We start from the raw sequence: 21,470 nt of genomic DNA on the forward strand, positions 1-21,470 counted from the left end.
GTCAATTACAGTGCGCGAATCCAAATAATCCATTATATGAAGAGGAGTCAGTCGTGAAATCGTTGATATCGCAATAGAAAATAATATTTCTGTCATTCGATTAGAGCAACTAACAAATATCAGACAGACGGCACGCACAAGCCGTAAAAACGAAAAAAATCTACATACCTGGTTATTTTATCGTCTAGCACAATTCATCGGGTACAAATCGACATTAGTTGGTATGAAAGTTGAATATATAAATCCTGCTTATACAAGTTAAAAAAAATAGATTTCGGATGATTATTCATCATTAGTTTACATAACATATCTTATCGGTAGTTATAATTTTCATCAAATCTTTATCTCAAAATGATTAGTACTCTTATGTCATTGAGATGTAAAAATGGAAATTTGCTCATTTTTCAGGTCTGTATTATGGGTAGCGTCATGCAGTAAACCGATCTAGGATGGCCACAGAACCTTTTACTAAAAAAGATTTATTTCTGTTATTTAAGATTTATATTATGAAATTAATATGTTGATAGATAGCAAGTTTTAATTCTGAGCTGAAAATGTTTCATATCTCAAAGCAAAGAGTATTCTTGATTTTTGAGATACGTGAAAAAAAATGCTAGTTCATGCGCCTTCCTTTGTATTAAATTCACAAGAATATCCAGATTCACTCTATAATTCATTACCTTCACTATTAATTTGATGAAGATCTGTACTATATCCAAAAGCACATTAATACAACTTATCATAGTAGCACTACTGCAATAATGTGTAATTGGGGCTTCTATGTTGAAACTTACAAATAACTCCTTCGAAATATACAGAGTAAAAAACACTTACCCCTGAAGTGATTTATAAGGCTGCTCCAACAAATGTAATAACGATTCCACTTGTGGTTTTATCAACTATTAAACAAATCTAATTAATTTTAGAGGTAACATGAGAAGATTGGATAATAAGTTCATCCAATCTTCTCAATGGAGTATGATCGTGCACTGTCTTCCCTAATTATGAAACCAACAGCTTTAGCGAATACTTTAGAATAAGAAATAGCTAAAATGTCTTATCTAAAAAGATCCACAATTCAATTGTCCATCTCTTTTAGTCCCTTAAAAATCCACAACATTTATCTGGAAAATTTTATACACGGAAATCTCAATTATTTATATTTTTTCTACAAAAGCATTTTCTATGGAGATACAATTGTAACCCAGTTCCTTTGCAACTACTTCACATGTAATTTCACCGTTCAACGTGTTTACGCCAAGTTTTAAAGCTTCGTTTTCGAATATTGCTGTTTGTACACCCTTGTTAGCAATTTGTAGTGCATACGGAATTGTTACATTTGTTAAAGCAATAGTGGATGTTCTTGGAACTGCACCAGGCATGTTTGCAACGGAATAGTGAAGCACTCCATATTTTTCAAAAGTTGGGTTATCATGTGTTGTTACATGGTCACATGTTTCTACAGCTCCACCTTGATCAATCGCTACATCCACGATTACAGATCCTGGCTTCATTGTTTTTACCATTTCTTCCGTGACAAGCTTAGGCGCTTTAGCACCAGGAATTAATACGGCACTAATTAAAAGGTCTGCTTGTTTTACTGTTTTCGCAATATTGAATGGATTGGACATCAATGTTTTGATTTGTGTACCGAAAACGTCATCTAGTTGGCCTAAACGGTCTGCGTTTACCTGCATATGATTAGTTAGCAGTTTCCAAAAAAACTCTTGTGATCGTTCTTCTTTTTGGTTCTTTCGGGCTTGAAGTTGCAACAGCTTACTTTTTACAGCCTCCGCGTATTTTTTTAGCAAGAGACAATCTTGTTCAGTTAAAGATTTTTCAATTTCTAAAGCCCAAATGAATCCTAAAACGTCTTCTTTGTTCCAAATAGATATCGCGACTCTATCATCGAGACCAATATCATCTATTTTTTTTTACACGAATAGGCTCCCGATTTTTTAATAAATCGGGAATAATTCCCTCTTTCCACAGGTTATTGATTACTTTTTCAGGTACGCGACGCCCCATAATAGTACCAATTCTCGCTGGGTCTGTCCTTTCATCATGGGTACTATACGCGAGAAGGCGATGATTTACATCCTCAATAGTAATCGGGCATTGCAAAATCTCACTAACTATATCAGCAAATTCCTCCAAACTATCGAAAGTAACTCTAAAAGAATCATTTTTCATATATGTCAAGGTTCCTCCATCCTAAGTTAATATAAATTTTTGTATTCACTGTAAGAAAAATATCCTTCTTGTAAATTAACAAAATGATAGCATAATTTTATTAATCCTGTTGCAAACTAATAAATTTTAGAAAGACTGAAATTATACTTCGGCAACACTACTTTCTAAAAGCATAGTATTATCATATCCAAGTGTTAGAAGTTACTTGTATTAGCAACCATTTTATGCTATTTTATCTTATTTTGTATAGAAAGACTTAATTAAAAAGTACTATGGTGTTTGGAAAAATAGAAATTTAAAAGTCTAAATCTAAAATTTTTAATTTTATTTCACCAGGTAAAGTAATATTTTATCAGAATATTCTTACCTTTATTAAAACCAATTGAGTTATAATGCAAATTAGGTGCTATATTCACCACTAATTTATAACAATGGAGGTTATTTTGATGTCTTCAAAAAGCGAGCAACATTCTATTTTATTATCAGAAACACAATTAACTTCTTCTGCATTTAAACATGAAGCATATGATATTTACAAAGAATTACGTGAATTTCATCCTGCTTATCCCTTATCTTTAGGAGAACAAGACCAAGGTTGGCTTATTACAAAATATGAAGACGCAGTATCGCTATTAAAAGATGCCAGATTAATGAAAAATATTGAAAATGTATTTAGCGAAAAGGAAAAAATTAAAGTTCCCATCTCATTAGAAAATAGGGAACTCCTAAGACAACATATGCTAAATTCAGATCCCCCTGATCATAATCGCCTACGATCACTTGTTCAAAAAGCATTTACTCCTCAGATAATTTCACAACTTAAAAATCGCATCCAACATATCGCTGATACATTATTAAGTAGAGTAGAACACAATCATTCTATGAATTGTATAGAAGATTACGCTTTTCCCTTGCCCATTATGGTAATTAGTGAAATGTTAGGTATTCCTCTTGAGGATCAATCTAAATTTAGGGATTGGTCACAGGCGATCATTGATACTCCACATACATCAGAAGATATACAGGAAAACAACCAAAAATTAGGGGAGTTCGCTGAATATGTACAATATTTAGTCGATAAAAAAAGGGACCACCCTGAAAGTGATTTAATCAGTGCACTCATAAAAGTAGAAAGCGAAGGAACAAAATTGAGTGCATCAGAATTATATTCAACAATTACATTGCTTATCGTTGCCGGTCATGAGACAACTGTAAATTTAATTACAAATATGATGTTGGCATTACTTGAGCATCCAATTCAATTACAGAAACTTCGACAAAATCCTGATTTAATTGATTCAGCAATTGAAGAGACATTAAGATTTTACAGTCCTGTTGAATTAACCACTCTGCGTTGGACAGCCGAATCATTTATATTACATGGTCAAGATATTAAACCAAAAGATAGGATTATTATTTCATTAGCATCTTCTAATCGTGACGAAAAGATTTTCCCAAATGCTAGTGTATTCGATATTACAAGAAAGAATAATCGTCATATTGCCTTCGGTTATGGTAGCCACTTTTGTCTTGGGGCATCACTCGCTCGTTTAGAAACAAAGATTGCTATTTCTACATTATTACGCCGCATTCCAAATATAGAGATAAAAGGGGGAAAAGAACAAGTAAAGTGGAAAGGAAGCTATCTAATGAGGTCATTAGAAGAATTGCCTTTACGTTTTTAGGGTGTATATTCATCATTAGGAAAAAGAAGTTCTTTTAATAGCAAAGACTCTCTTTTCTATTAAGAATGATTAAAAAAAGAAAGCATCTTATTTTTATCCAAGTTGCTTTCTTTTTTAATGTATTTTAACAAAACCGTTTAATTCATCTATATCGGACTGAATATCTGCCACTTGTTTTGTTATTTTTGGGAAGTTTTATTAAAATCACTGTGCCCATTCCTTGTTCTATTTCTTTTTCTGTTAAGCACTTTACAGATTTTATTGTTTCACTCCACTCCTTACTCCCTATTAATGTTGTACGCAGCTCATGTGAAATGGATGCAATAAACTCATGTTTAACCTGTTCTTCTTTTTCTATTTTATAGGACATTCAATTTAAGCTATGCGCTAATGCTCCTAATTCACCAGGATAATTCTCACTTATTTTATAATTCAATTTCCCTTCTGCAAGTTGTGAAGAAACCGAGTTAATAGATTCAATTGGTTCTATAAAAAGATTTACTAATCTCCTACTCACTAATAGAACAATTCCTAAGATAATGATTCCAACTAAAAGTTGTAAATAAAATAAGCGAAAGCACTATAACTATCATAAAATGCAAGGTAATTGTATGCTTCAATATTCGCTTTCTTTCCACGTATATCCTTTTCCCCATACTGTTATGAGAAACTGAGGTTTAGATGGATCAGATTCTACTTTTTGACGTAGGCGACTTATATTTACATCTACTACCTTGGTTTCACCTACATAATTTTCCCCCCATATTTTATTTAAGAGAGTACCACGTGAAATAGGCTTGTTTTGGTTTTTCATTAAATACTCTAAAATTACATACTCTGTCGGAGTTAAATCAATAATTATACCTTCCTTATATAATTTTTCTTGTTGAAGATTTAATATAAATGGTTTTGAGAGAATAAATTCCATTTTTTTATTGTTTACTTTTATTCTTCTTAGTAATGCTTGAACACGTGCGTTTACTTCAATTAGACTAAGCGGCTTTTCAATATAATCATCTGCTCCAATTAGTAAGCACTGTACTTTATCTTGAACATGTGTGCTTAACATAATAATGCCAATTTTTTCATTGTTTTCTCGTATACTTTTACATACTTGAAAGCCATCTATTCCAGGTAACATCACATCAAGTAATACAACATCAATATTATATTTACTTAAAAGCTCGAGAGCGGCTTCTCCTGTATCGGCTTCTAACACATTGAAACCAGCACCTTTCATGTTTAATACAATAACACTACGAGTTGCTATTTCATCTTCTAACACTAAAATTGTTGACATATTCACGCCTCCTGTGTTCTTGCTGATACTTAGCTATGGGTTTAATATAAGATTTACTCTTTAAATTGATAATTGATAGGAAGATCTTTGTCCATTTGTTGTTTTAATTCCTTTGCCAGCTTTCACTTGTAGGAGTTTTCATTAAGCTGGTCGGTGATTCTGAAAGTGTACAACCAGATAATATGGAAAGGATTCCTATGATATTTACTATTTTTTGCATATGCATTCTCTTTCCTTATCACTACTTTTTTGAATCTACTTTCCCCTAACTTACTCGTACTTAAAAGTATAATTATTTATGAAATAAAAAAACGTAACAAAAAAGTAACAAAATTTGATAACAAGACCGAAAGCTGTATCATTTTTTATCTTTCACATTTTTTATTTGATAATCTTTCCCTCTTTTAGCTAGATGGGTATGGAATTTAGCAGTATACATCGAAATAACAGGTTATATACTGGATTTTATTTCTTTCATTGTTTTCGGAGTAACATGCCTCTTTATAAAAAAAGCCAATCTCCTGTAAGTTAAGGAAATCAGCTTTTTAATTTATCAATGAAATTTAACATCGAAACGATGACCACAAACAATATTGAAATACTACCACTAAAACAAATAAATAGTTTAATAGAACTAAAAAGAAGGGTTCTACCATAGTTCTGTACGGTTCCACTTTTGAACCCCCATAAACGCTCTAAAATATTGATATAGAAGTTAATAGATATTTTTATTTATCGTGCATTCTGTTTTATATTATACAAATAATCAAGAATCATTTTTTATACTATAGAACAGCACAAGGAAGGATAATTATTCCATATGAGGAACTGGGAGTTATTTATTAATTGGATTTTGTTTATTCCTCTTAAAGATTCTATAACATTTAATAAGATAACAAATAATAAATGTTGCTAGAGAAATTGTAAAAACCTTTATATACATAAGCAAACCGGCATTATCAAATTTTTTTAAGCTAAATAAAGTAACGAAAAAGAAAATAAGAAAGATACTCCAGGTTTCTATAGATTTAATATCTTTTTTTAATGTTGACTTTACAGTTTTTAAAAATTTTTTTTGCATAGTATACCACTCTTTTTCATAAAATTTCATCATACCATTTATAAAAATCAGTATGAGATATTACTTCCTTCGGATATTCCATTCCGTGTGATATTTCACCATCTTTTAAAACTAATATTTTAGTTGATAAGTTGTAAACATGTTCTTTATCATGACTCGTAAATAATATTCCTCCCTCAAAATTTAATATAAATTCATACAAAAATTCGAGAGATAAGGAATCTAGTTTATTGAAAGGTTCATCCATAATTAGTAATTTCGGATTATGGATAGTAGCGGCACAAATTTGGACCTTTTGCTTCATACCACTCGACAAAGCTGAGATTTTCTTTTGTCTATAATCATATATATTAAATATTTCCATCTTTTTCGTAACGGTATGTTTGATTGAATTTACCTTATAAAGCGATGCTAAAAATATTAAATTTTCTTCTACTGTTAAACTTTCATAAAATATTGGTTCCGTAAAAACAAAACCAATATCCTTACGACAGGTAGGGTTTTTCAATAAATCTTGCTTTTGAAATAAAATTTCCCCTTCATTTGGTATTAATAGCCCAGAGACTATCTTTAGAAGGGTAGATTTCCCAATACCATTTCTACCTATAATTGCAATTCTCTCATATGAATCCATATGAAAACTGATATTTTTTAAAACATCTTCTGATTTTTTATATGCTTTTTTTACATTATTCACTTGTAATAACATATTAACTCCCTTACATATCCATTTGACTTAGTTTGATCTCGGCCTTTTTTATAATATTTTTAATTAATTTTAAACTTACAAAACTTATAATAACAAACAAACTACCAATGATTAGATAAATCCAATCTATATTAATTTCTAAGAACACTAGCATAAAAAATGGTGCAGCTGTGCAGAAAAATATAATTTGTCGAAATTGATAAGCCACTTTATCTATAACAAATTCGGTTTCCACATAATCTTCCATTTCTGAGTAATGCTGATTATGCAGATGCGGAAACATATACGTAGATAGTGTAGTTATATGAGGAGTGATGCAGTAATTTAAGATAATCACACCACCAATAAAAAACAGTTCTTGTATGTTAGGTTTGATGATACATAAACAGATTATGACTATACAAGACATTTCAACTGAACCCAAGAGTCTTTGAAATTGAATTTTTGAATGATATAACTTACTGAAAGATACGTTTGACATTCTATATAAGCGCAATATTCCACCATCACTATCAAATCGTAACAGACCTGGAAATAACGTTATAGTTTCATATGCATCTTTTGATATCGCATTAAATATAATATAGATTAAAACAAATTTGATAATATCTACGCTTTCCGTATTTGGAAGTGTAGATACGATACTGGCAAGGGCAATAAAAGCATAATTAAAGTAGTGACCAAAAAAGTACGAATAATGATGGCTAAGTTGAATGCGGTTACTAAAAAAGTTTTGAATTTGGACTTTCAATAAAGGGGTTTTCGCAAATTTATTAAACAAATTTTTCAATACCAAGATCCAATCTGAATGATCCGATTTAAACGGGGTTTCCCATTGAGATCTATACCATTTTCCAGCCAATAAATAATGGACCACAAAAACAATTATCATCAATATAATGAAACATATTAGTACACCTCTAGTAAGGTCACTGTTGTATATTATACCTTTTATATTAGAGTCGGACATATATACCTTAACTTGTTTAAAAAATAAATCTATTAAGTTTTTCCAGTTAGATATTTTTCTTATATCTTCTAAAGAAATTAGCCAATATACTATCCAGTTTGCTATAAGATATGTACAAATATATACCATAAGACCTTTAAATAGTGATGTAATAAAAGCTACTATTTTATAACCTCTTTGGATACATCTTACATAAAAAGTGCATATATACAAAGTGACAATGTAAGATACCATCATACTGCAAATTAAGAGTCCAATTAATATTAAAATGAAACCATTAATATCGCCTATCACAATGTATATAGATATTCCAAATATAATGGATTGTAGTATCGAGTTTACATTATGAACAATAAACTTTAAAAACCATGTATATAAATACAAATTTCTACTAGAATAGGGTAATAGATATAGAATATTTTTATCTACTGGTGATAACACCCTTTTTGTAAGTGAGATACCATTAAAAATGCCAATAATACATACAAAATATAAGGAATATATTATCCAAATTTCAAAACTATCAAGATATAGACTAAAGAAGTATGAAATCCCAAAATAAATAATACACTCTAAAGAAACCTTTAGGATAAAAAATAGTGCATAAATAATGTGTCCGTATCTTCTAAAATAGACTTCTTTATTATATTTCAGAAAAATTCTCTCTAAGCTTCCTATTCTATGTTGGATTATATATTTCGAGTAGAATATAATATATATAAACATTGATTTTAGCATTTGTTATATTCTCCTTATTGAATAAAAAGTTGAGAAACATACATAATTGTTGTGTGTATTCCAATAATTAAAAAAGTGATTCTCCAGGAATAACAAACTACTTCTTTTAAGAATAATGCCAAAATGTACACTTGTATAATAAAGAAAATATCTAGCAATTTTAACAAGGCAGTAATATAAAGATTATCGGGCATAATAAACGAAAGACTCGAAAAACTTTTAATTGTATTATAGTCACCTAAAATAGATAATCCACCATTAAACACTACTCCTAGCAAGGAAATAATACCTATGTAAAAGAAAATGTAGTAAACTTTCCTGAAATTCACATCTTTTGTTGAAAGTATAAAAATTATTTTATATATAAAAGCAATAATGATATTACTCGTAAAACCGTTTAATATCGCCATAAATGATCTGATTATAATTAAAAATAAATTCAATCTCCCCTTCTCTACAGTAAAGCTTGATTGGATCTCTGTTAATGCTTCATTATTCAATACAAATTTACTACTAATTATTCCGGTTATTATTGTTATCCCTATAAAAAATAACATTAACAATAATAAGGGTTCGTTAATGTTATCCTTCTTTAAATTTTTAATTGGTGAAAGCCCAAATCTATATATTGATCCTTTTTCTTTATAATCTTGCACTGACTACACCTCTACTTTTTATTATATTCCTTCAATTATTGCAGCAATAAATGTTAATATGAAACTTAATAAAAACAAGCACTTTTTTTTATTGAAGAATTCGAAAAGGTTCTTCAACTTTTTTCCTTTAATGAAAATAGATAATACTTGATAAGAAAGTATGGAAATTATAAGAAAACCAGGTATCTCAAATATGCCATGTGGTAAAATGTTTAATAATAGTTTCGTTAAGTTACCAGATATAATTGCTTGTGCGACTGTCATCCCAATGGCAAAACCATTTATAAACAATAAAATTGTTGTTGGTATACCAAAAAGTAAGGCCCCCATAAATATAAACATCTGTACTTTCAAATTGTGTATAAATATATCAAAAAAACTACCAATATCATTGTTAAAGGTAATCTCGCCAAAATCTATATTCAAAATTAAAAATACCATCAATGCAAATGCCATTCCAAACAAATATATTGAAAGTGCTATTTTAATAGCATGCTTATTAAAAAAAATAAAATACTTTTCCAATTTAACCTCCATTTAAAAAATCAAGGTAACTATTGCAGTTACCTTGATTTTTTCTAGTAATTAGAATTTTACAACTGATGAGAAACCACGTTGTTTTACCCATTTAATTAACATGCCTCTTCCGATAGCAGTTATTGCAGCTGTTACTGGTCCACCAAGTGCTACCCCTACAACTGCTGCTACTGCACCACCAATGCTCGCACCATTAATAATCATGTTTAAAATTGAAGAAATTGCTGTTGCATTTACTCCTGTCCATGTAACCTTTCCTGCAAGTTGAAGAATTAGTCCAGCATTCACTAGAGCATAAATTGATGCGACACCAACTATTGCAAGAGCATATAGGTATAAATCACTTTTTTGTGATTTGATTGTCAAAGTTTCCATTTTTTCACCTCCTTGCAATTCCTTAAGGTACATTATATAAACATAGAAATAATTAAAAAAGACACTCTAATTATAATTTTCAGTTAATTAAACTCGTCGGTTGAATAAAAAGATTAGTAACCTATTTTAATAAAATCATTCAGAAACGAATGTAGGGCCCTTACAACTCTATTAAAACACTGAGGTTTTAATAAATAAATGAAAAAACTGTATTTGTAACCTTTTGTAACCTTAATATTATAGATATGGGCTAATACACCTTTATTGGTAATATTTCAAAATACCTCTATAATATTGGTTCTGTTGCGAAGTTTTTTAAATACAGATTATATGAAGCAAAAAAGGTGGTCTCTTCTTCTCTCCTTTTTTGCTTCATGCTTATTAACAAATTATGGTACATGAAATTATATTTATCTGGTGTCAAAAGATTCCTTTAAAAGGAGCTAATTATTTTACACAATATTGCTTTAATTCTCTCACTAAAAATTTTATACCCCCTGGACTTAAAATGATTTTTCCATCTGCTTTCAAACCAAGGGATGGTTTTGATACACGAGCAGTTATCCCCTATTGTCGGGCTTGTGTGCATGGATCAGACAGACGATGATTGAAGTGACGGATATTGAGGACTGTAATGTCGGTGATGAAGTAACTATTTTTGGGCGCAATGGCTCTTCGTTTCAGTCTGTAGACGCGATTGCAAGATTGATAGGGACTATTAATTACGAAGTGGTTTGTTTAATTGGAAGGCGAGTTCCGAGAATTTATGTACAGTCGAAATAGCACAAACTATTTGTAGTTAAAAAAGGATTATATTAGGGGTTCTGGTGCAAGAAATCTATTAGCCTATATCTGCGTATTAAGGTTACAAAAAGTTACAAATACAGTTTTTTCATTTACTTATTAAAACCTCAGTGTTTTAATAGAGCTGTAAGGGCCCTACATTCTGTGAGATGTAAAAAACTATGATTCAATACAATTTACATAATCCTTATAAATGTATATACGGATTATTTTTACCGCTGTTGCTGTATAAGTATAAAAATAGAAAAAGAGTGATTATGAGAATGGGATTTAAAAGAAAGTTTTTATGTACTTCGTTAGCGTTATCTATAGGGATTGGTTTTGTTATGCCTAGTTTTTCTGCATCTGCTACAACATCAACAGTTTCAGTTCAATCATTAGAAGAAGAAAAACAGATAACTGAAATAGCTGAGCAATTAAAGTTTTTAAATGAAGAAGCACTAATAATTCAAAATGGCGAAAGAACTTTTGATTTTAATAAAATTGAAAGTAAATATGGCTCTGACTTTGCTAACAATTTAAAAAATAATATTACTATTGTTGGAGAATTGAATTCCGATAAAGCTACAGATTTGTGGAAGAGACATAAACGAAGTGCATGGACAGATTGTATGATTGATGCTATAAAAGATCATTTTGGAGTAGCAGCTGTTACAGCAGCTCTAGAAGGCGGATTGTGGACATATCTTCAGAAAAAGACTTATAAAGAAGCAGCTAAGTTATTAGTTAAGTTTGCAGTTGGTTCTAACGCAGTTGGATTAGCAGGAACTCTTATTTATTATGGTGGTAAATGTACTTATCAATATGGTTGATAAATACATTTAAAAGGAGGATTAACTGGTGAATGTTCATAAATTTTTATATATAATGGTATATTTAGTTACTCCTTTTACATATTTCACAGTATCTGTTATCTGGGGGAATTTTATTTTATCGAAACCTATATGGGGAAACTTATCAGATAATTTATCGATCATGGGAATATATTATTTTCTTGTAAGTATTTTTTGGTTAGCAAATATGAAAACTATTGATAGAGTAATAGAAAAATTAAAGAATGATAAAAAATAGAGAAGTACTTTATTAAGAAAACCACTCTTTCTCGGCTTATAATGGCCTGAAAGAGTGGTTTTTTGTTTTAAAATTGTAATTTTACGGAATTATTTTATAAGGATGTATTTTTATGCCTGTTATATTACAATCGGTGGTCTTTTTGGAAATTCAGATAAAAATGATCCGTATCATTATATACACCAAATTCATATCCTTTTTCCTTATAAAATGTAATGATTTCCGGCAGTGCTTGTAACGTCTGTGGTTTTTCGTGCATCAGAATAACTTCTACCTCTTCTGTCGTTGTCTTCTTTACATTTTCTATAATTTGGTTTGGATTATCTTTTAATTTCCAATCATTAGAGTCAATTGTCCAATCCCAAACCTTCATTCCAGCTTCTACAATTTGATTACGAATTTCTTCATTATTTAATCCTGGTGCAGAACCATACGGTGGGCGAACTAATTTAGGGTTTGTACCTGTAATATCATGGATAAGAGCTAACGTTTCTTTCATCTCTGGTACAAATTGTCCTTTTTTGTATAGATTATCACTATTATGTGTCATACTATGTGCACCAATATAATGCCCCTCTTTTACTGCTCGTTTTACATTTTCCTGAAAACTCGTATTTTGCAAATTACTTCCTTGCATAAAAAATGTTGCTTTAATATTTTGCTCCTTTAGTACATCTAAAAATTGCCCTGTTAATGTGCTAGGACCGTCATCAAATGTTAAGTAAACTACTTTTCCTACCGGTTTTCCATCGGGTCTTTTTTGTCTTGGCAGTGATGTTTCATTACTCTTTTCTTGTTGTTGTGTATTTACTTGTTTAGCACTTTCTTTGGCCATCCCTTTCGCAGAAGTGGAACTGAAAGTTCCACTTAAAAAGAACATGTAAAATGCCGTTGCTAGAACAACTCCTAGTGGTATTACTATTTTAATTATTCTACTTGTTTTATTCTTACTCCGTGATTTTTTCATTATTTAGCTACCCTTTCTCTATTGATTTTTATATTAATTGTTTATAAAGCTGAACCTTTATTAGATGGTTCACTTTCTTCAACCGGTTCTTACAATAAATAGATTAATAGAGAAAGATAAAGATAAAATGCAGATAATGTCGAAATCAATTAAAGAATAATCGATTGTATTCATCCTTTAATAACATTTGAAATGAAAAAGCGTTTACCACTCTAATAAAGGTAAGGTATTTCCCAACTTCGAAAACTTGTTATACACTAGGAAAATAGCAAACAAACTATTCAATAGTAGGTGAAAAAAATATGTATGATGTTACAATCATCGGTGCTGGAGTAAGTGCTGTTTTTATGGCTTATGCATTAGCTCAAAGCAACAAAAATATTTTAATTCTTGATAAAGGCAAACCATTAGAACAACGAAATTGTCCTTTAGAACAAGGGAATTTATGTAACTGCAATGCATGTGATAAATACTTTGGTTTTGGTGGTCTAGGAAAATCTGAAGGGAAATTTAATTACACAAACGGATTCGGAGGTGAACTAGAGCAAAAAATAGGTAAAGAAGTTTTTATAAAACTAATGAACGAAGTAGATGAGATCCTATGTCGTTTTGGTGGAAATTCAGTTCTAAAATACTCTACAGAAAATCTAAATCTCACCAAAAGAGCCGAATCATGTGGTTTACAAATGCTAACAACACAAGTAAGGCATCTAGGAACTACACTTTCGACCGACATTTTTCAGCAACTCTATGAATTTTTACTTAACAAGATAGATATCCGATTTCATATAGATGTACAACATATCGTTAAACAGAAAGAACATTTTAAAATAACTACAAATCAAGGGATATTTCATTCTAGGCAATTAGTATTTGCAACTGGACGCTCCGGGGTGGATTGGTTAAAAGAAATGTGCTCTTCACTTGAAATTGCACAGGAGCAAACTCGTGTAGACCTAGGTATTCGAGTAGAGATGAAAGAACATCAATTACGCTCAATATTAAAAGACACATTTGAAACAAAACTCTCTTATCAACATGATAATTTCACAGCAACTACTTACTGTATGAACCCCAAAGGACGTATTATTCGTAAGTATGAAGAGGATTTAGTTATGCCTGATGGACAAAATTTTCGAGAACAAAAAAACGGCACTTCCAATTTAAATTTCACGTTGTTTATCCCACGTTATTTTCCTACTCTCACAGAAGCAAATTTATACGCAAGTACAATTATAAAAGGAATTAACCAAGGGCGAGATCGAATTGTTGTACAGCGTTTGGAGGATTTATTGAAGGGACAACCTACAGTGGAAAAAATGATGAAACATAATCATATACAACCTACACTATATGGGGATTATGGAGACCTTAACAAAGAAATTCCGCAATTATATATTGAAGGACTCAAAGAATTTTTGCTACGTTTAGAACAATTTATTGAAGAACCTATTGATAAAGATACTTTACTATATGGAATTGATGGGAAATTTTATGCTCCTATGATTGAAATCAATGAACAGTTTGAGACACCTATGAAAGGATTGTATTTGATTGGAGATTGTTCAGGTGTTACTCATTCATTATCTCAAGCAGCAGCAAATGGCCTATATGTAGGAAAATGTTTATCTGATAGTTCGATACCCTAATCATAAAGATATGAACATTGTATTATTACTGACTAAGTAGTTTAGAGTTTCACGTTAACATACTCTCTATATTTCGAATGTTGAGAAAGTTACGTTTCTAGATTAGTATCACCACCATATAGCTATAACGTTTCATTTTTTTCGAAAAAGTCGTGATTTTTAAACACCCTAGTACCGTTTTAAAAAAAGAGTAAATCAAAATATTGGTTTATTATGGAAGATCGAGTTCACAGATGATATGTTTAAAATTGTAACGGAAAAGATGTATTGCTATAAAAGACTTCTAACGTAATAGTTAGGCTCATATAAGAAAGGGGTATTAAGATGTTATCGAACAAATATTTAGATGATTTATTCGAAGAATTAAAAATTGAGGGTGAAACTTATTTTTACTATTTCTACTCCTATACAACACCATCAGCATCCGAATATTTTAAATATGGTTTTGGAGCGTTGGTAGACCTTGAACATTTAATCATATGTTTTACTAACAAAAGACTTATGGTATTAGAAATAGCAATGAGTGGTAAGTTCACTGGTAATATCAAGTGTATAGACATGAGGGATATAGAAAGTGTTAAAGTTAAGAGAGGATTGATTAGGACTAAGATAACTGTCACTTCAACAGGTAACAAGGGAGATATTGTAATTAAAGCAAATAGTTTTACAATAGGTTTATCGAATCAGAAGAAGAACCTAATAAAATTAGAAGAGAAGTATAATTAAAGATAAGAGACAAATATGAGTGTGTCTTGTTCAATTTTATTAAAAAGTAAACTCATCCATTCTTGTTTTTCAATAAAAAAAGAGGCTTATAGAACGCCTCTTTTTGATGAGTAGATATTTGTTTTGTTTGTCCCTTCAATAGCTCTTTATCATACTAAATGCTTATGAGCAATATATACATTAGCATCTTCCATAATATGATTATATGTCTCTTGGTTAGCGATATTAAAAGTTGTTCCCCCTAACGCTTTACAAATATCTCAAAAACTATTGGTACAACTCTATACTCCCTTCTCTTTAGTGATTGTATCGCTAGAAATTTCAAAAGGATTAAACGGTACCTGTTGTATCAAAGACATTCGATGTTCCAATTGTAGTCATCAAAACAAAGACGTTAAAAGTCTAAATATTCGTGAGTGGGGTTACAATAAATTCATTTTCTTTTAATTCTTCAAAAACATAAAACACCGCTCAACAACAAAGCGGTGTAATAAAAATAGATTTTTAATTTTCTTCATCTTATACGCTTTTCCTTATAACTAAAAACAATAAAATACTCATCTTAATTTTTCGGTTTTAGAAATTTCTTGTAACTTTTCTAGATATCCAGGATCTATAACTACTCGAGGGTTAAGTATTGCCAAAATCATTCTCCCAACCCCCATGTCAATATACTCCTTTAAAACCATCGAATGGTCTGCATTAGGTAATTTCTTTATATCTAATAATTTCGAATTTACATTTTTAGAATACCCTTCAATTGTATTGTCGACGTCAACGTTAATGTCTTGCCCTCCAACAATCAAATATAACCTTTTATTTATTTTTTTAAATTCCTCGGTTGCATCTACATTCATATTCGTACGAATAAACGTCCAACGGGATAATGAAATATTCCCTTTATTTTTTTCCATTTCTTGATATTTATTGTATGCTTTTTCAACATCTTCTTCTTCCAACAATTTATTTATTTCATTTCTTTGTTTTAATTTTCTATCAATTTCTTTCTTAGTTTTCCCTTCTTTTTTCATTGAAGCAACCGTATTATATTCCCCTTGTTGCATCCAATTTATAGCTGGAGACACTGCAATTCCGAACGAAACTAACTTTTCTTCATTCATAACTTTTGGGAGTACCCATCCTCCTTGACTAGCTCCCCATACACCGATTTTACTTTCATCTATATCTAGGTTGTTCTTAGCCCAATGAATCGCCTCTTTCGTTTCTTTTACACGATCTTCCATTGATTGATTTAACCAGTCACCTGAAGATTTTCCGATTCCCGGTTTATCCCATGATAGTGTTGCAAATCCATTTTTGTTCAACACTTCCCATGCAGAATAGTACCCCTCTTGATAACTCGCGTCTGCCGGCCCATCTCCATGAATGAATATAACTAAACCAGGTTTTTTATCTGTATTTTCAGGCATTGACACAATACCGTGCAACTCATTTTTTGATGTTTTTATTGTTACTTCTTTTAAATTTATATTAAACGTATTTTTATAAACTCCGTAAATAACTAGAGAAGTAATCACAATACATAATATTATTGTGATGCTTTTAATTATTTTTGTCATCGCTTTCCTCAACTTTCTTTTTCATTACTAACCAATTTTCTTCTCCTAAGAACCATTTTGTTAATAAATACCTTTCTGTTTTGTGTATTTTAAAACCATAGCGCTGATACAAGTGTATAGCAATTTCATTCGTTTGAGACACATAAAGCTTTACTGTACTTTTATTTTCACATTTTGCTATTTTTATCACTTCATCTAAAATTTTTCTCCCATATCCTTTACCGCGAAATTTCTTATTAATTGCAAAAAAGCTTAAATATAGAACATCTTTTTGAGGCTTAGTATAAAGTAACCACATTCCTAACTGCCATCTAAGTTTCTCCCAAAAAGGAAAATCCCTATCCTTATTCTTGCTATTAAAGTTCTTTTCGGAAAAATTCAAAGCATTTACTCCAAAAACACCAACAATTCCATTATCACCATCAATCACTGAAAATCGTTTTTCTGTAGTTAGATTATATGATTCTAAATACATATCTATTTTATGATTATCATTTGTCCCTAAAATTTTTTTCCATTTGGAGATAAATGATTCTCTCAAAAGCATAACTTCTTTGTTTTTGTCATATTTATCGATTTCTTTAATTATCATCATCCTTTACCCGGATTAGAATTTCTAATTCAAGAATGTCACCACTAATAAAAATTTCCTTTGAAGATTCTATGGCATATATCGGAAAGTTCTCTTTAGCGATAATAGCGAATAACTGTTCCTCAAATTCCTCATCCGTTCCTCCATGTATATATAATGATTTATACATCCCCTTTTTAATAACAAAATCCGTATTACCATCTGTTTTTACACATAAGTGATACGTATTTTCTTCAAAAACATAAAAGATATCATTATCAAACAATAGAATAGGTAACTTCATCTCAAAAACATCTTTCGCAGTTAAATTCTCATCTGTTCTTAATGTAATGATTTTTTTTAAATTGATATTTTCGACATGCTTTGTAGAATCTATCTTTTCTTTTGTCAAGTTATCCATATGATATTCTATAGATTGTTGAATTTCTGTTAACCTGTTGATTTCATCAATAATTTCATAGGATTTTTCCTTTAATAGATTCAGATATTCACTTTTTTGGTATGTTGTAAATATATCTTTTATTTGAGCTACTGAAAGATTTAAATTTCTTAACATTAGTATTTGAGCAAGTTGATAAATTTCTTTAAGAGCATATCTTCTATACTTATTCTTATCTACATAGGACGGAAACAATAGTCCTTTTTCTTCGTAATATCTTATTTGATGATGACTGATTTTAAAAATTCTAGCCAATTGGTTTATTGTAATTGTTCCTTTCATGCCATCCCCCTTTTCTATTTCAAATATAAACTATAGGGTTCCCCTAATGTCAAAATAAAAAAATTCTTTTTCTGTTTATAAATAATAAAATTAATTAGTTTACTCTTTATTAAAACAAGCACAAAACAAAAAGAACCACTCGAAAAAATCCGTAGTGGTTCTCAACACGATTAACAGTGAACCACTACCAAACGTAGTAGTTACACAGTAAGAAGAAATTGTACCTTCCTCTTCCTGTATTCATCAATGTTCTTGATTAAGTATCTGGGGATAAATATTAAATTTATAAACCTTACATTTAAATTAATTCTTCTGCTTTCCCTTTTACAATATTGACTTTAATACCTGTGTCAGCTGTAAAAGATTCGAATCATTTATCATCTGATTCATAGTGACGCGCACCCTGAACCAATACTTTATATTCCAATTAAAGCTATAATCAAGTTGTATTTTGACTTTTCAATTATCAATTACTAAGCCTTTCGGGATTACGTTCCTTCACCATTTATTGACCTTTCTAATCAAAACCTTATCATTACCATAAAAAACTATAAAAAGCCTTGCGTAATTTGTCGCAAAGCTTTTTATTATGTGTATTATAATAATAATTTTCGTATTTCCTCTGTATTTAGACCTGTGAATTTTGCAATGTCCTCTAATGACATGCCATTTTTGTGCATACCACGAATTAATTGAATTTTCCCCTGCTCAATGCCTTCTTCTCTTCCTTTTTCTAACCCTTCCTCTAAGCCCTCTTCGCGAGCGTGAGCTATTTTAGCTTGTTCATCTAGAAGTACTTTTTCACGTGCTTCATAAGCTGTTCGGAAAGAAGAATCGTGGCTCATATTCTCCCATTTATTCATTGCCTTTTGTAAAATTGGATCTTGATTCATTGCAATCTCCTCCAATGTTTGAGTTAAATGTTCGTCTTCATGTGCTGGTAATAATAACATCCAGCGTACAAATGCATTTTCCCAAGGATTCACTTTTTCTTCACGCCATTGTTTCACCAGTTTGGGAATCTCAACAAAATGGATTTCAATATCATCACTTAAAATTCGTTGTACTTTCTCATTCCATAATTGCCCAATTGCATGGAAAGATTCATCATTAGAAAATAGTATAAAATCTAACAAATTAATGGTGATTGTTTTGCGAAGTGAACGATATGGCATTCCCTCTTGCATTTGAGACGTATACAATTTGGACCAATAATATAAGGAACGCTTGACCATATCATGGGTATTTCGAAGCTGAATTTCTATATTCACTTGCGTTCCATTTTCTAATGTTGCTAATAAATCTAAAATAGATAATTTATCATCCTCATAAGATTTATGAAGATGCGGGTCTTCCAATTGCAAAGTAACAATTGGCTCATCTAAAGATTCTTCTAAAATGGCGTTTAGGAAACCAATCAAAATCTCTTCATTCCCTTTCGTGCCGAACAACTGTTTAAAAGCAAAATCAATACGTAAATTTACTAATTTAGTGGACATGGATTTCCTCTCTCTGTCTATATCATCTCTTGTTCTCATTGTACATAAAAGAAGGTGGAACATGCAAATCGGTTCTTAGGCTATCTCATATGTAATCTTTTTTTGTTGGTATTGCAAAAGGTATGAAGTACTTAGTTGTATTAAATGCAGAAAAGATCCAATGTAATTTAGTATTTAGTCTTGGGGAAGCAACAATATGAAAGTGTCAGTTAGTTTACCTAAACAAGTAAATAAAAATCCTTGCATGAGTATGGAAACTTACAAGGATCTTTATGAAAAAGCAGGAAAGAATCACAAAAATTATCAAACTTTTTTATAAAAGGATGATCCAATTGAATATAAAAAAGCCATTTCTACAATTGTTACGTAATACATACAGCCATTTGAATGGATGTACCGCTAGAAACGAATAATCCTGTACCAATAGATCCACCTATAGCAATCATAGTAAGATGTCTCGTTTCTAATGTTCTTTTTAATGTGCCTGCAGGATTTCCATCTAGTTTATGAATTGTATTGTCTATACTCGAAGTTACAGTTGCTCTTTCGGAACTCATGACTCCCCCCGTATATATTTATTTAGCGTGTTAGAGATAAATTAAACTTGTTAGAAACCTGGTAAAAATGGATTAGGCATCTATTTAAATTCTAATTAGAACCATATAAAATCAATCTATTTCCCTATTTACATCAGTATGTTTTAATCTTTTATAAAAGCCAAAACAATACAGCCGAAGGGATGCAGCTTACATGTATATGATAAAACGAACAAAGATAACTATATCATAAGAAACGGCGAAGAAATTGGCTGTTCCTAGTGGTGGCTACGAACACAAGGAAACAAGCCTTCGCGTGCGTTTTTTGTCGGTCCAAGTTGCAGTATTCGCAACTATGTGAATTTCAGTCTAGCCCGTGAAGGTGTGCGCCCCGCTTTAAAAATTAATCTTCACGGTATTCTTTAAAAATTTTCACTACTTCTTTTTGAACCTGTTTTTCTGTTTCTCTATCGATTGCTGGTAATAAAGATAATTGTTCCATATGGTCCTAAATCTCAAGCAGCAAAGCTATTTTTTGCGTTATGAAAAACTGCACCATCTATTTCTACAGGTTTCCAAACCTCTTTATGATTACCAAATTCCACAACTTCTGTAAAAGCATCACCGTAACTACTAGTAGCCAAATGAGAAAGGCTTTTTTCTGAAACTGAACTACCCATATTTCCATCCCCCTAAAAAAGACTTATAGTTATATAATAAATATTTTTTAAAGAGGAAAAATATTGAATAAGACAAAAAAAGATAAATATTGCTATTTTTACAATTTTATTATTAATAATAGGATACTTATCTTACACAATGTACAACAAAAATATCACTCAAGATAAAGCTTCAAAAGTAGCAATAAACCACATGAAAACTAAAGAAAATATAGATCTTATAGTTACTAAAGTTGATATTTTACATGGGATGCGTGAAGGTTTTATTGAAGTAGAAGGTTATGCTAAAAACGATAAGAAAAAGAAAATTCATGTTACAATAAACAAAACTCAAAACTACTTAGTCTCCGGTTGGGGATTTAAGGATCAAAGGTAAACCATTAGATTACTTAAATAGTAAA

Annotated in this window: 22 protein-coding genes and 5 pseudogenes; 9 read left to right on the forward strand and 18 right to left on the reverse strand. The window is 30.6% G+C overall.

All coding sequences use genetic code 11. The annotated features are described in order from the left end of the window. Positions 1 to 46: 46 nt before the first annotated feature. Positions 47 to 259 (forward strand): annotated as a pseudogene (locus tag DJ93_RS31845) (IS200/IS605 family accessory protein TnpB-related protein); the annotation flags it as partial. Between the two features lie 898 nt (positions 260 to 1,157). On the opposite strand, the pseudogene DJ93_RS34275 reads toward DJ93_RS31845, so the two are convergent. Continuing rightward, positions 1,158 to 2,193, reverse strand: a pseudogene (locus tag DJ93_RS34275) (alanine dehydrogenase). Positions 2,194 to 2,639: 446 nt separating this feature from the next. On the opposite strand from DJ93_RS34275, the gene DJ93_RS28740 reads away from it, so the two are divergent. Beyond that, on the forward strand, positions 2,640 to 3,878 hold the full coding sequence (locus DJ93_RS28740; protein WP_042984973.1) for a cytochrome P450 family protein: 1,239 nt from the start codon (positions 2,640 to 2,642) through the stop codon (positions 3,876 to 3,878). A 205-nt stretch (positions 3,879 to 4,083) separates the two neighbouring features. Here the strand turns inward: DJ93_RS28740 and DJ93_RS31850 are convergent. From DJ93_RS31850 to DJ93_RS34955, 9 genes and pseudogenes are all read right to left on the reverse strand, one after another. Next, positions 4,084 to 4,501 (reverse strand): annotated as a pseudogene (locus DJ93_RS31850) (HAMP domain-containing protein); the annotation flags it as partial. After that, a complete protein-coding gene (locus DJ93_RS28750) occupies positions 4,495 to 5,178 on the reverse strand; it encodes a response regulator transcription factor (RefSeq protein ID WP_042984976.1) in 684 nt (227 codons plus the stop codon). The gene DJ93_RS28750 and the pseudogene DJ93_RS31850, both read right to left, overlap by 7 nt. A 563-nt stretch (positions 5,179 to 5,741) precedes the next feature. Next, a complete protein-coding gene (locus DJ93_RS31855; RefSeq protein WP_241484425.1) occupies positions 5,742 to 5,834 on the reverse strand; it encodes a hypothetical protein in 93 nt (30 codons plus the stop codon). A gap of 441 nt (positions 5,835 to 6,275) precedes the next feature. Next, positions 6,276 to 6,968: an ABC transporter ATP-binding protein gene (locus tag DJ93_RS28760; RefSeq protein ID WP_052109779.1), complete on the reverse strand. Its 693-nt coding sequence runs from the start codon at positions 6,966 to 6,968 to the stop codon at positions 6,276 to 6,278. Between the two features lie 10 nt (positions 6,969 to 6,978). Then, positions 6,979 to 7,830 (reverse strand): hypothetical protein, encoded by an 852-nt coding sequence (locus DJ93_RS32715; protein WP_142920678.1) that lies wholly within the window; start codon positions 7,828 to 7,830, stop codon positions 6,979 to 6,981. A gap of 860 nt (positions 7,831 to 8,690) precedes the next feature. Next, a complete protein-coding gene (locus tag DJ93_RS28770) occupies positions 8,691 to 9,332 on the reverse strand; it encodes a YIP1 family protein (protein WP_042984981.1) in 642 nt (213 codons plus the stop codon). Positions 9,333 to 9,353: 21 nt separating this feature from the next. Continuing rightward, positions 9,354 to 9,857 (reverse strand): stage II sporulation protein M, encoded by a 504-nt coding sequence (locus DJ93_RS28775; protein ID WP_052109781.1) that lies wholly within the window; start codon positions 9,855 to 9,857, stop codon positions 9,354 to 9,356. 60 nt (positions 9,858 to 9,917) lie between these two features. Further along, on the reverse strand, positions 9,918 to 10,244 hold the full coding sequence (locus DJ93_RS28780) for a putative cyclic bacteriocin (RefSeq protein WP_042984984.1): 327 nt from the start codon (positions 10,242 to 10,244) through the stop codon (positions 9,918 to 9,920). Positions 10,245 to 10,691: 447 nt separating this feature from the next. Beyond that, positions 10,692 to 10,775 (reverse strand): hypothetical protein, encoded by an 84-nt coding sequence (locus DJ93_RS34955; RefSeq protein ID WP_374937191.1) that lies wholly within the window; start codon positions 10,773 to 10,775, stop codon positions 10,692 to 10,694. 8 nt (positions 10,776 to 10,783) lie between these two features. On the opposite strand from DJ93_RS34955, the gene DJ93_RS34960 reads away from it, so the two are divergent. The 4 genes from DJ93_RS34960 to DJ93_RS28790 all read left to right on the forward strand — a co-directional run bounded on the left by DJ93_RS34960 (position 10,784) and on the right by DJ93_RS28790 (position 12,119). Next, complete coding sequence (locus tag DJ93_RS34960) at positions 10,784 to 10,855, forward strand: hypothetical protein (RefSeq protein ID WP_374937190.1); 72 nt, start codon at positions 10,784 to 10,786, stop codon at positions 10,853 to 10,855. Then, on the forward strand, positions 10,824 to 11,027 hold the full coding sequence (locus tag DJ93_RS31860; protein ID WP_374937189.1) for an alanine racemase C-terminal domain-containing protein: 204 nt from the start codon (positions 10,824 to 10,826) through the stop codon (positions 11,025 to 11,027). Before DJ93_RS34960 ends, DJ93_RS31860 begins: the two co-directional genes overlap by 32 nt. Before the next feature lie 182 nt (positions 11,028 to 11,209). Further along, positions 11,210 to 11,860, forward strand: coding sequence for a hypothetical protein (locus DJ93_RS28785; protein WP_241484417.1), 651 nt, complete (start codon positions 11,210 to 11,212; stop codon positions 11,858 to 11,860). A gap of 28 nt (positions 11,861 to 11,888) precedes the next feature. Beyond that, positions 11,889 to 12,119, forward strand: coding sequence for a hypothetical protein (locus DJ93_RS28790; RefSeq protein WP_042984988.1), 231 nt, complete (start codon positions 11,889 to 11,891; stop codon positions 12,117 to 12,119). 124 nt (positions 12,120 to 12,243) lie between these two features. Here the strand turns inward: DJ93_RS28790 and DJ93_RS28795 are convergent, their stop codons facing one another. Beyond that, the gene (locus DJ93_RS28795) at positions 12,244 to 13,086 is read right to left on the reverse strand and encodes a polysaccharide deacetylase family protein (protein WP_042984989.1); all 843 of its coding nucleotides are present in this window, start codon (positions 13,084 to 13,086) and stop codon (positions 12,244 to 12,246) included. A 302-nt stretch (positions 13,087 to 13,388) separates the two neighbouring features. Between DJ93_RS28795 and DJ93_RS28800 the strand changes: the two genes are divergently transcribed. Together DJ93_RS28800 and DJ93_RS28805 are read left to right on the forward strand one after the other, a co-directional pair. Further along, positions 13,389 to 14,735: an NAD(FAD)-utilizing dehydrogenase gene (locus tag DJ93_RS28800; protein WP_042984990.1), complete on the forward strand. Its 1,347-nt coding sequence runs from the start codon at positions 13,389 to 13,391 to the stop codon at positions 14,733 to 14,735. Between the two features lie 324 nt (positions 14,736 to 15,059). Beyond that, positions 15,060 to 15,461, forward strand: coding sequence for a PH domain-containing protein (locus DJ93_RS28805; RefSeq protein WP_042984991.1), 402 nt, complete (start codon positions 15,060 to 15,062; stop codon positions 15,459 to 15,461). A 557-nt stretch (positions 15,462 to 16,018) separates the two neighbouring features. On the opposite strand, the gene DJ93_RS28810 is transcribed toward DJ93_RS28805, so the two are convergent. The 7 genes and pseudogenes from DJ93_RS28810 to DJ93_RS33495 all read right to left on the reverse strand — a co-directional run bounded on the left by DJ93_RS28810 (position 16,019) and on the right by DJ93_RS33495 (position 21,069). Beyond that, entirely contained in the window at positions 16,019 to 17,041 is a 1,023-nt protein-coding gene (locus DJ93_RS28810) for an alpha/beta hydrolase family protein (RefSeq protein WP_052109783.1), read from the reverse strand. Further along, positions 17,025 to 17,633, reverse strand: a complete 609-nt coding sequence (locus tag DJ93_RS29720; protein ID WP_052109784.1) for a GNAT family N-acetyltransferase — start codon at positions 17,631 to 17,633, stop codon at positions 17,025 to 17,027. The genes DJ93_RS28810 and DJ93_RS29720 overlap by 17 nt, the downstream gene beginning before the upstream one ends. Further along, the gene (locus tag DJ93_RS28820; RefSeq protein ID WP_052109786.1) at positions 17,623 to 18,354 is read right to left on the reverse strand and encodes a helix-turn-helix domain-containing protein; all 732 of its coding nucleotides are present in this window, start codon (positions 18,352 to 18,354) and stop codon (positions 17,623 to 17,625) included. The genes DJ93_RS29720 and DJ93_RS28820 overlap by 11 nt, the downstream gene beginning before the upstream one ends. Before the next feature lie 596 nt (positions 18,355 to 18,950). Beyond that, positions 18,951 to 19,853: an Rpn family recombination-promoting nuclease/putative transposase gene (locus tag DJ93_RS28825; protein WP_042984995.1), complete on the reverse strand. Its 903-nt coding sequence runs from the start codon at positions 19,851 to 19,853 to the stop codon at positions 18,951 to 18,953. Positions 19,854 to 20,230: 377 nt separating this feature from the next. Next, positions 20,231 to 20,365, reverse strand: a pseudogene (locus DJ93_RS33490) (hypothetical protein); the annotation flags it as partial. A gap of 436 nt (positions 20,366 to 20,801) precedes the next feature. Next, positions 20,802 to 20,891 (reverse strand): annotated as a pseudogene (locus DJ93_RS34280) (ArpU family transcriptional regulator); the annotation flags it as partial. Between the two features lie 13 nt (positions 20,892 to 20,904). Beyond that, a complete protein-coding gene (locus DJ93_RS33495) occupies positions 20,905 to 21,069 on the reverse strand; it encodes a hypothetical protein (RefSeq protein WP_181969251.1) in 165 nt (54 codons plus the stop codon). A gap of 82 nt (positions 21,070 to 21,151) precedes the next feature. Here DJ93_RS33495 and DJ93_RS28835 point away from each other — a divergent pair, with 82 nt between their 5' ends. Next, the gene (locus DJ93_RS28835; protein WP_052109788.1) at positions 21,152 to 21,445 is read left to right on the forward strand and encodes a hypothetical protein; all 294 of its coding nucleotides are present in this window, start codon (positions 21,152 to 21,154) and stop codon (positions 21,443 to 21,445) included. The last annotated feature ends 25 nt before the right edge of the window (positions 21,446 to 21,470 follow it).

It is taken from the genome of Bacillus clarus, from assembly GCF_000746925.1.
Lineage (GTDB): Bacteria > Bacillota > Bacilli > Bacillales > Bacillaceae_G > Bacillus_A > Bacillus_A clarus.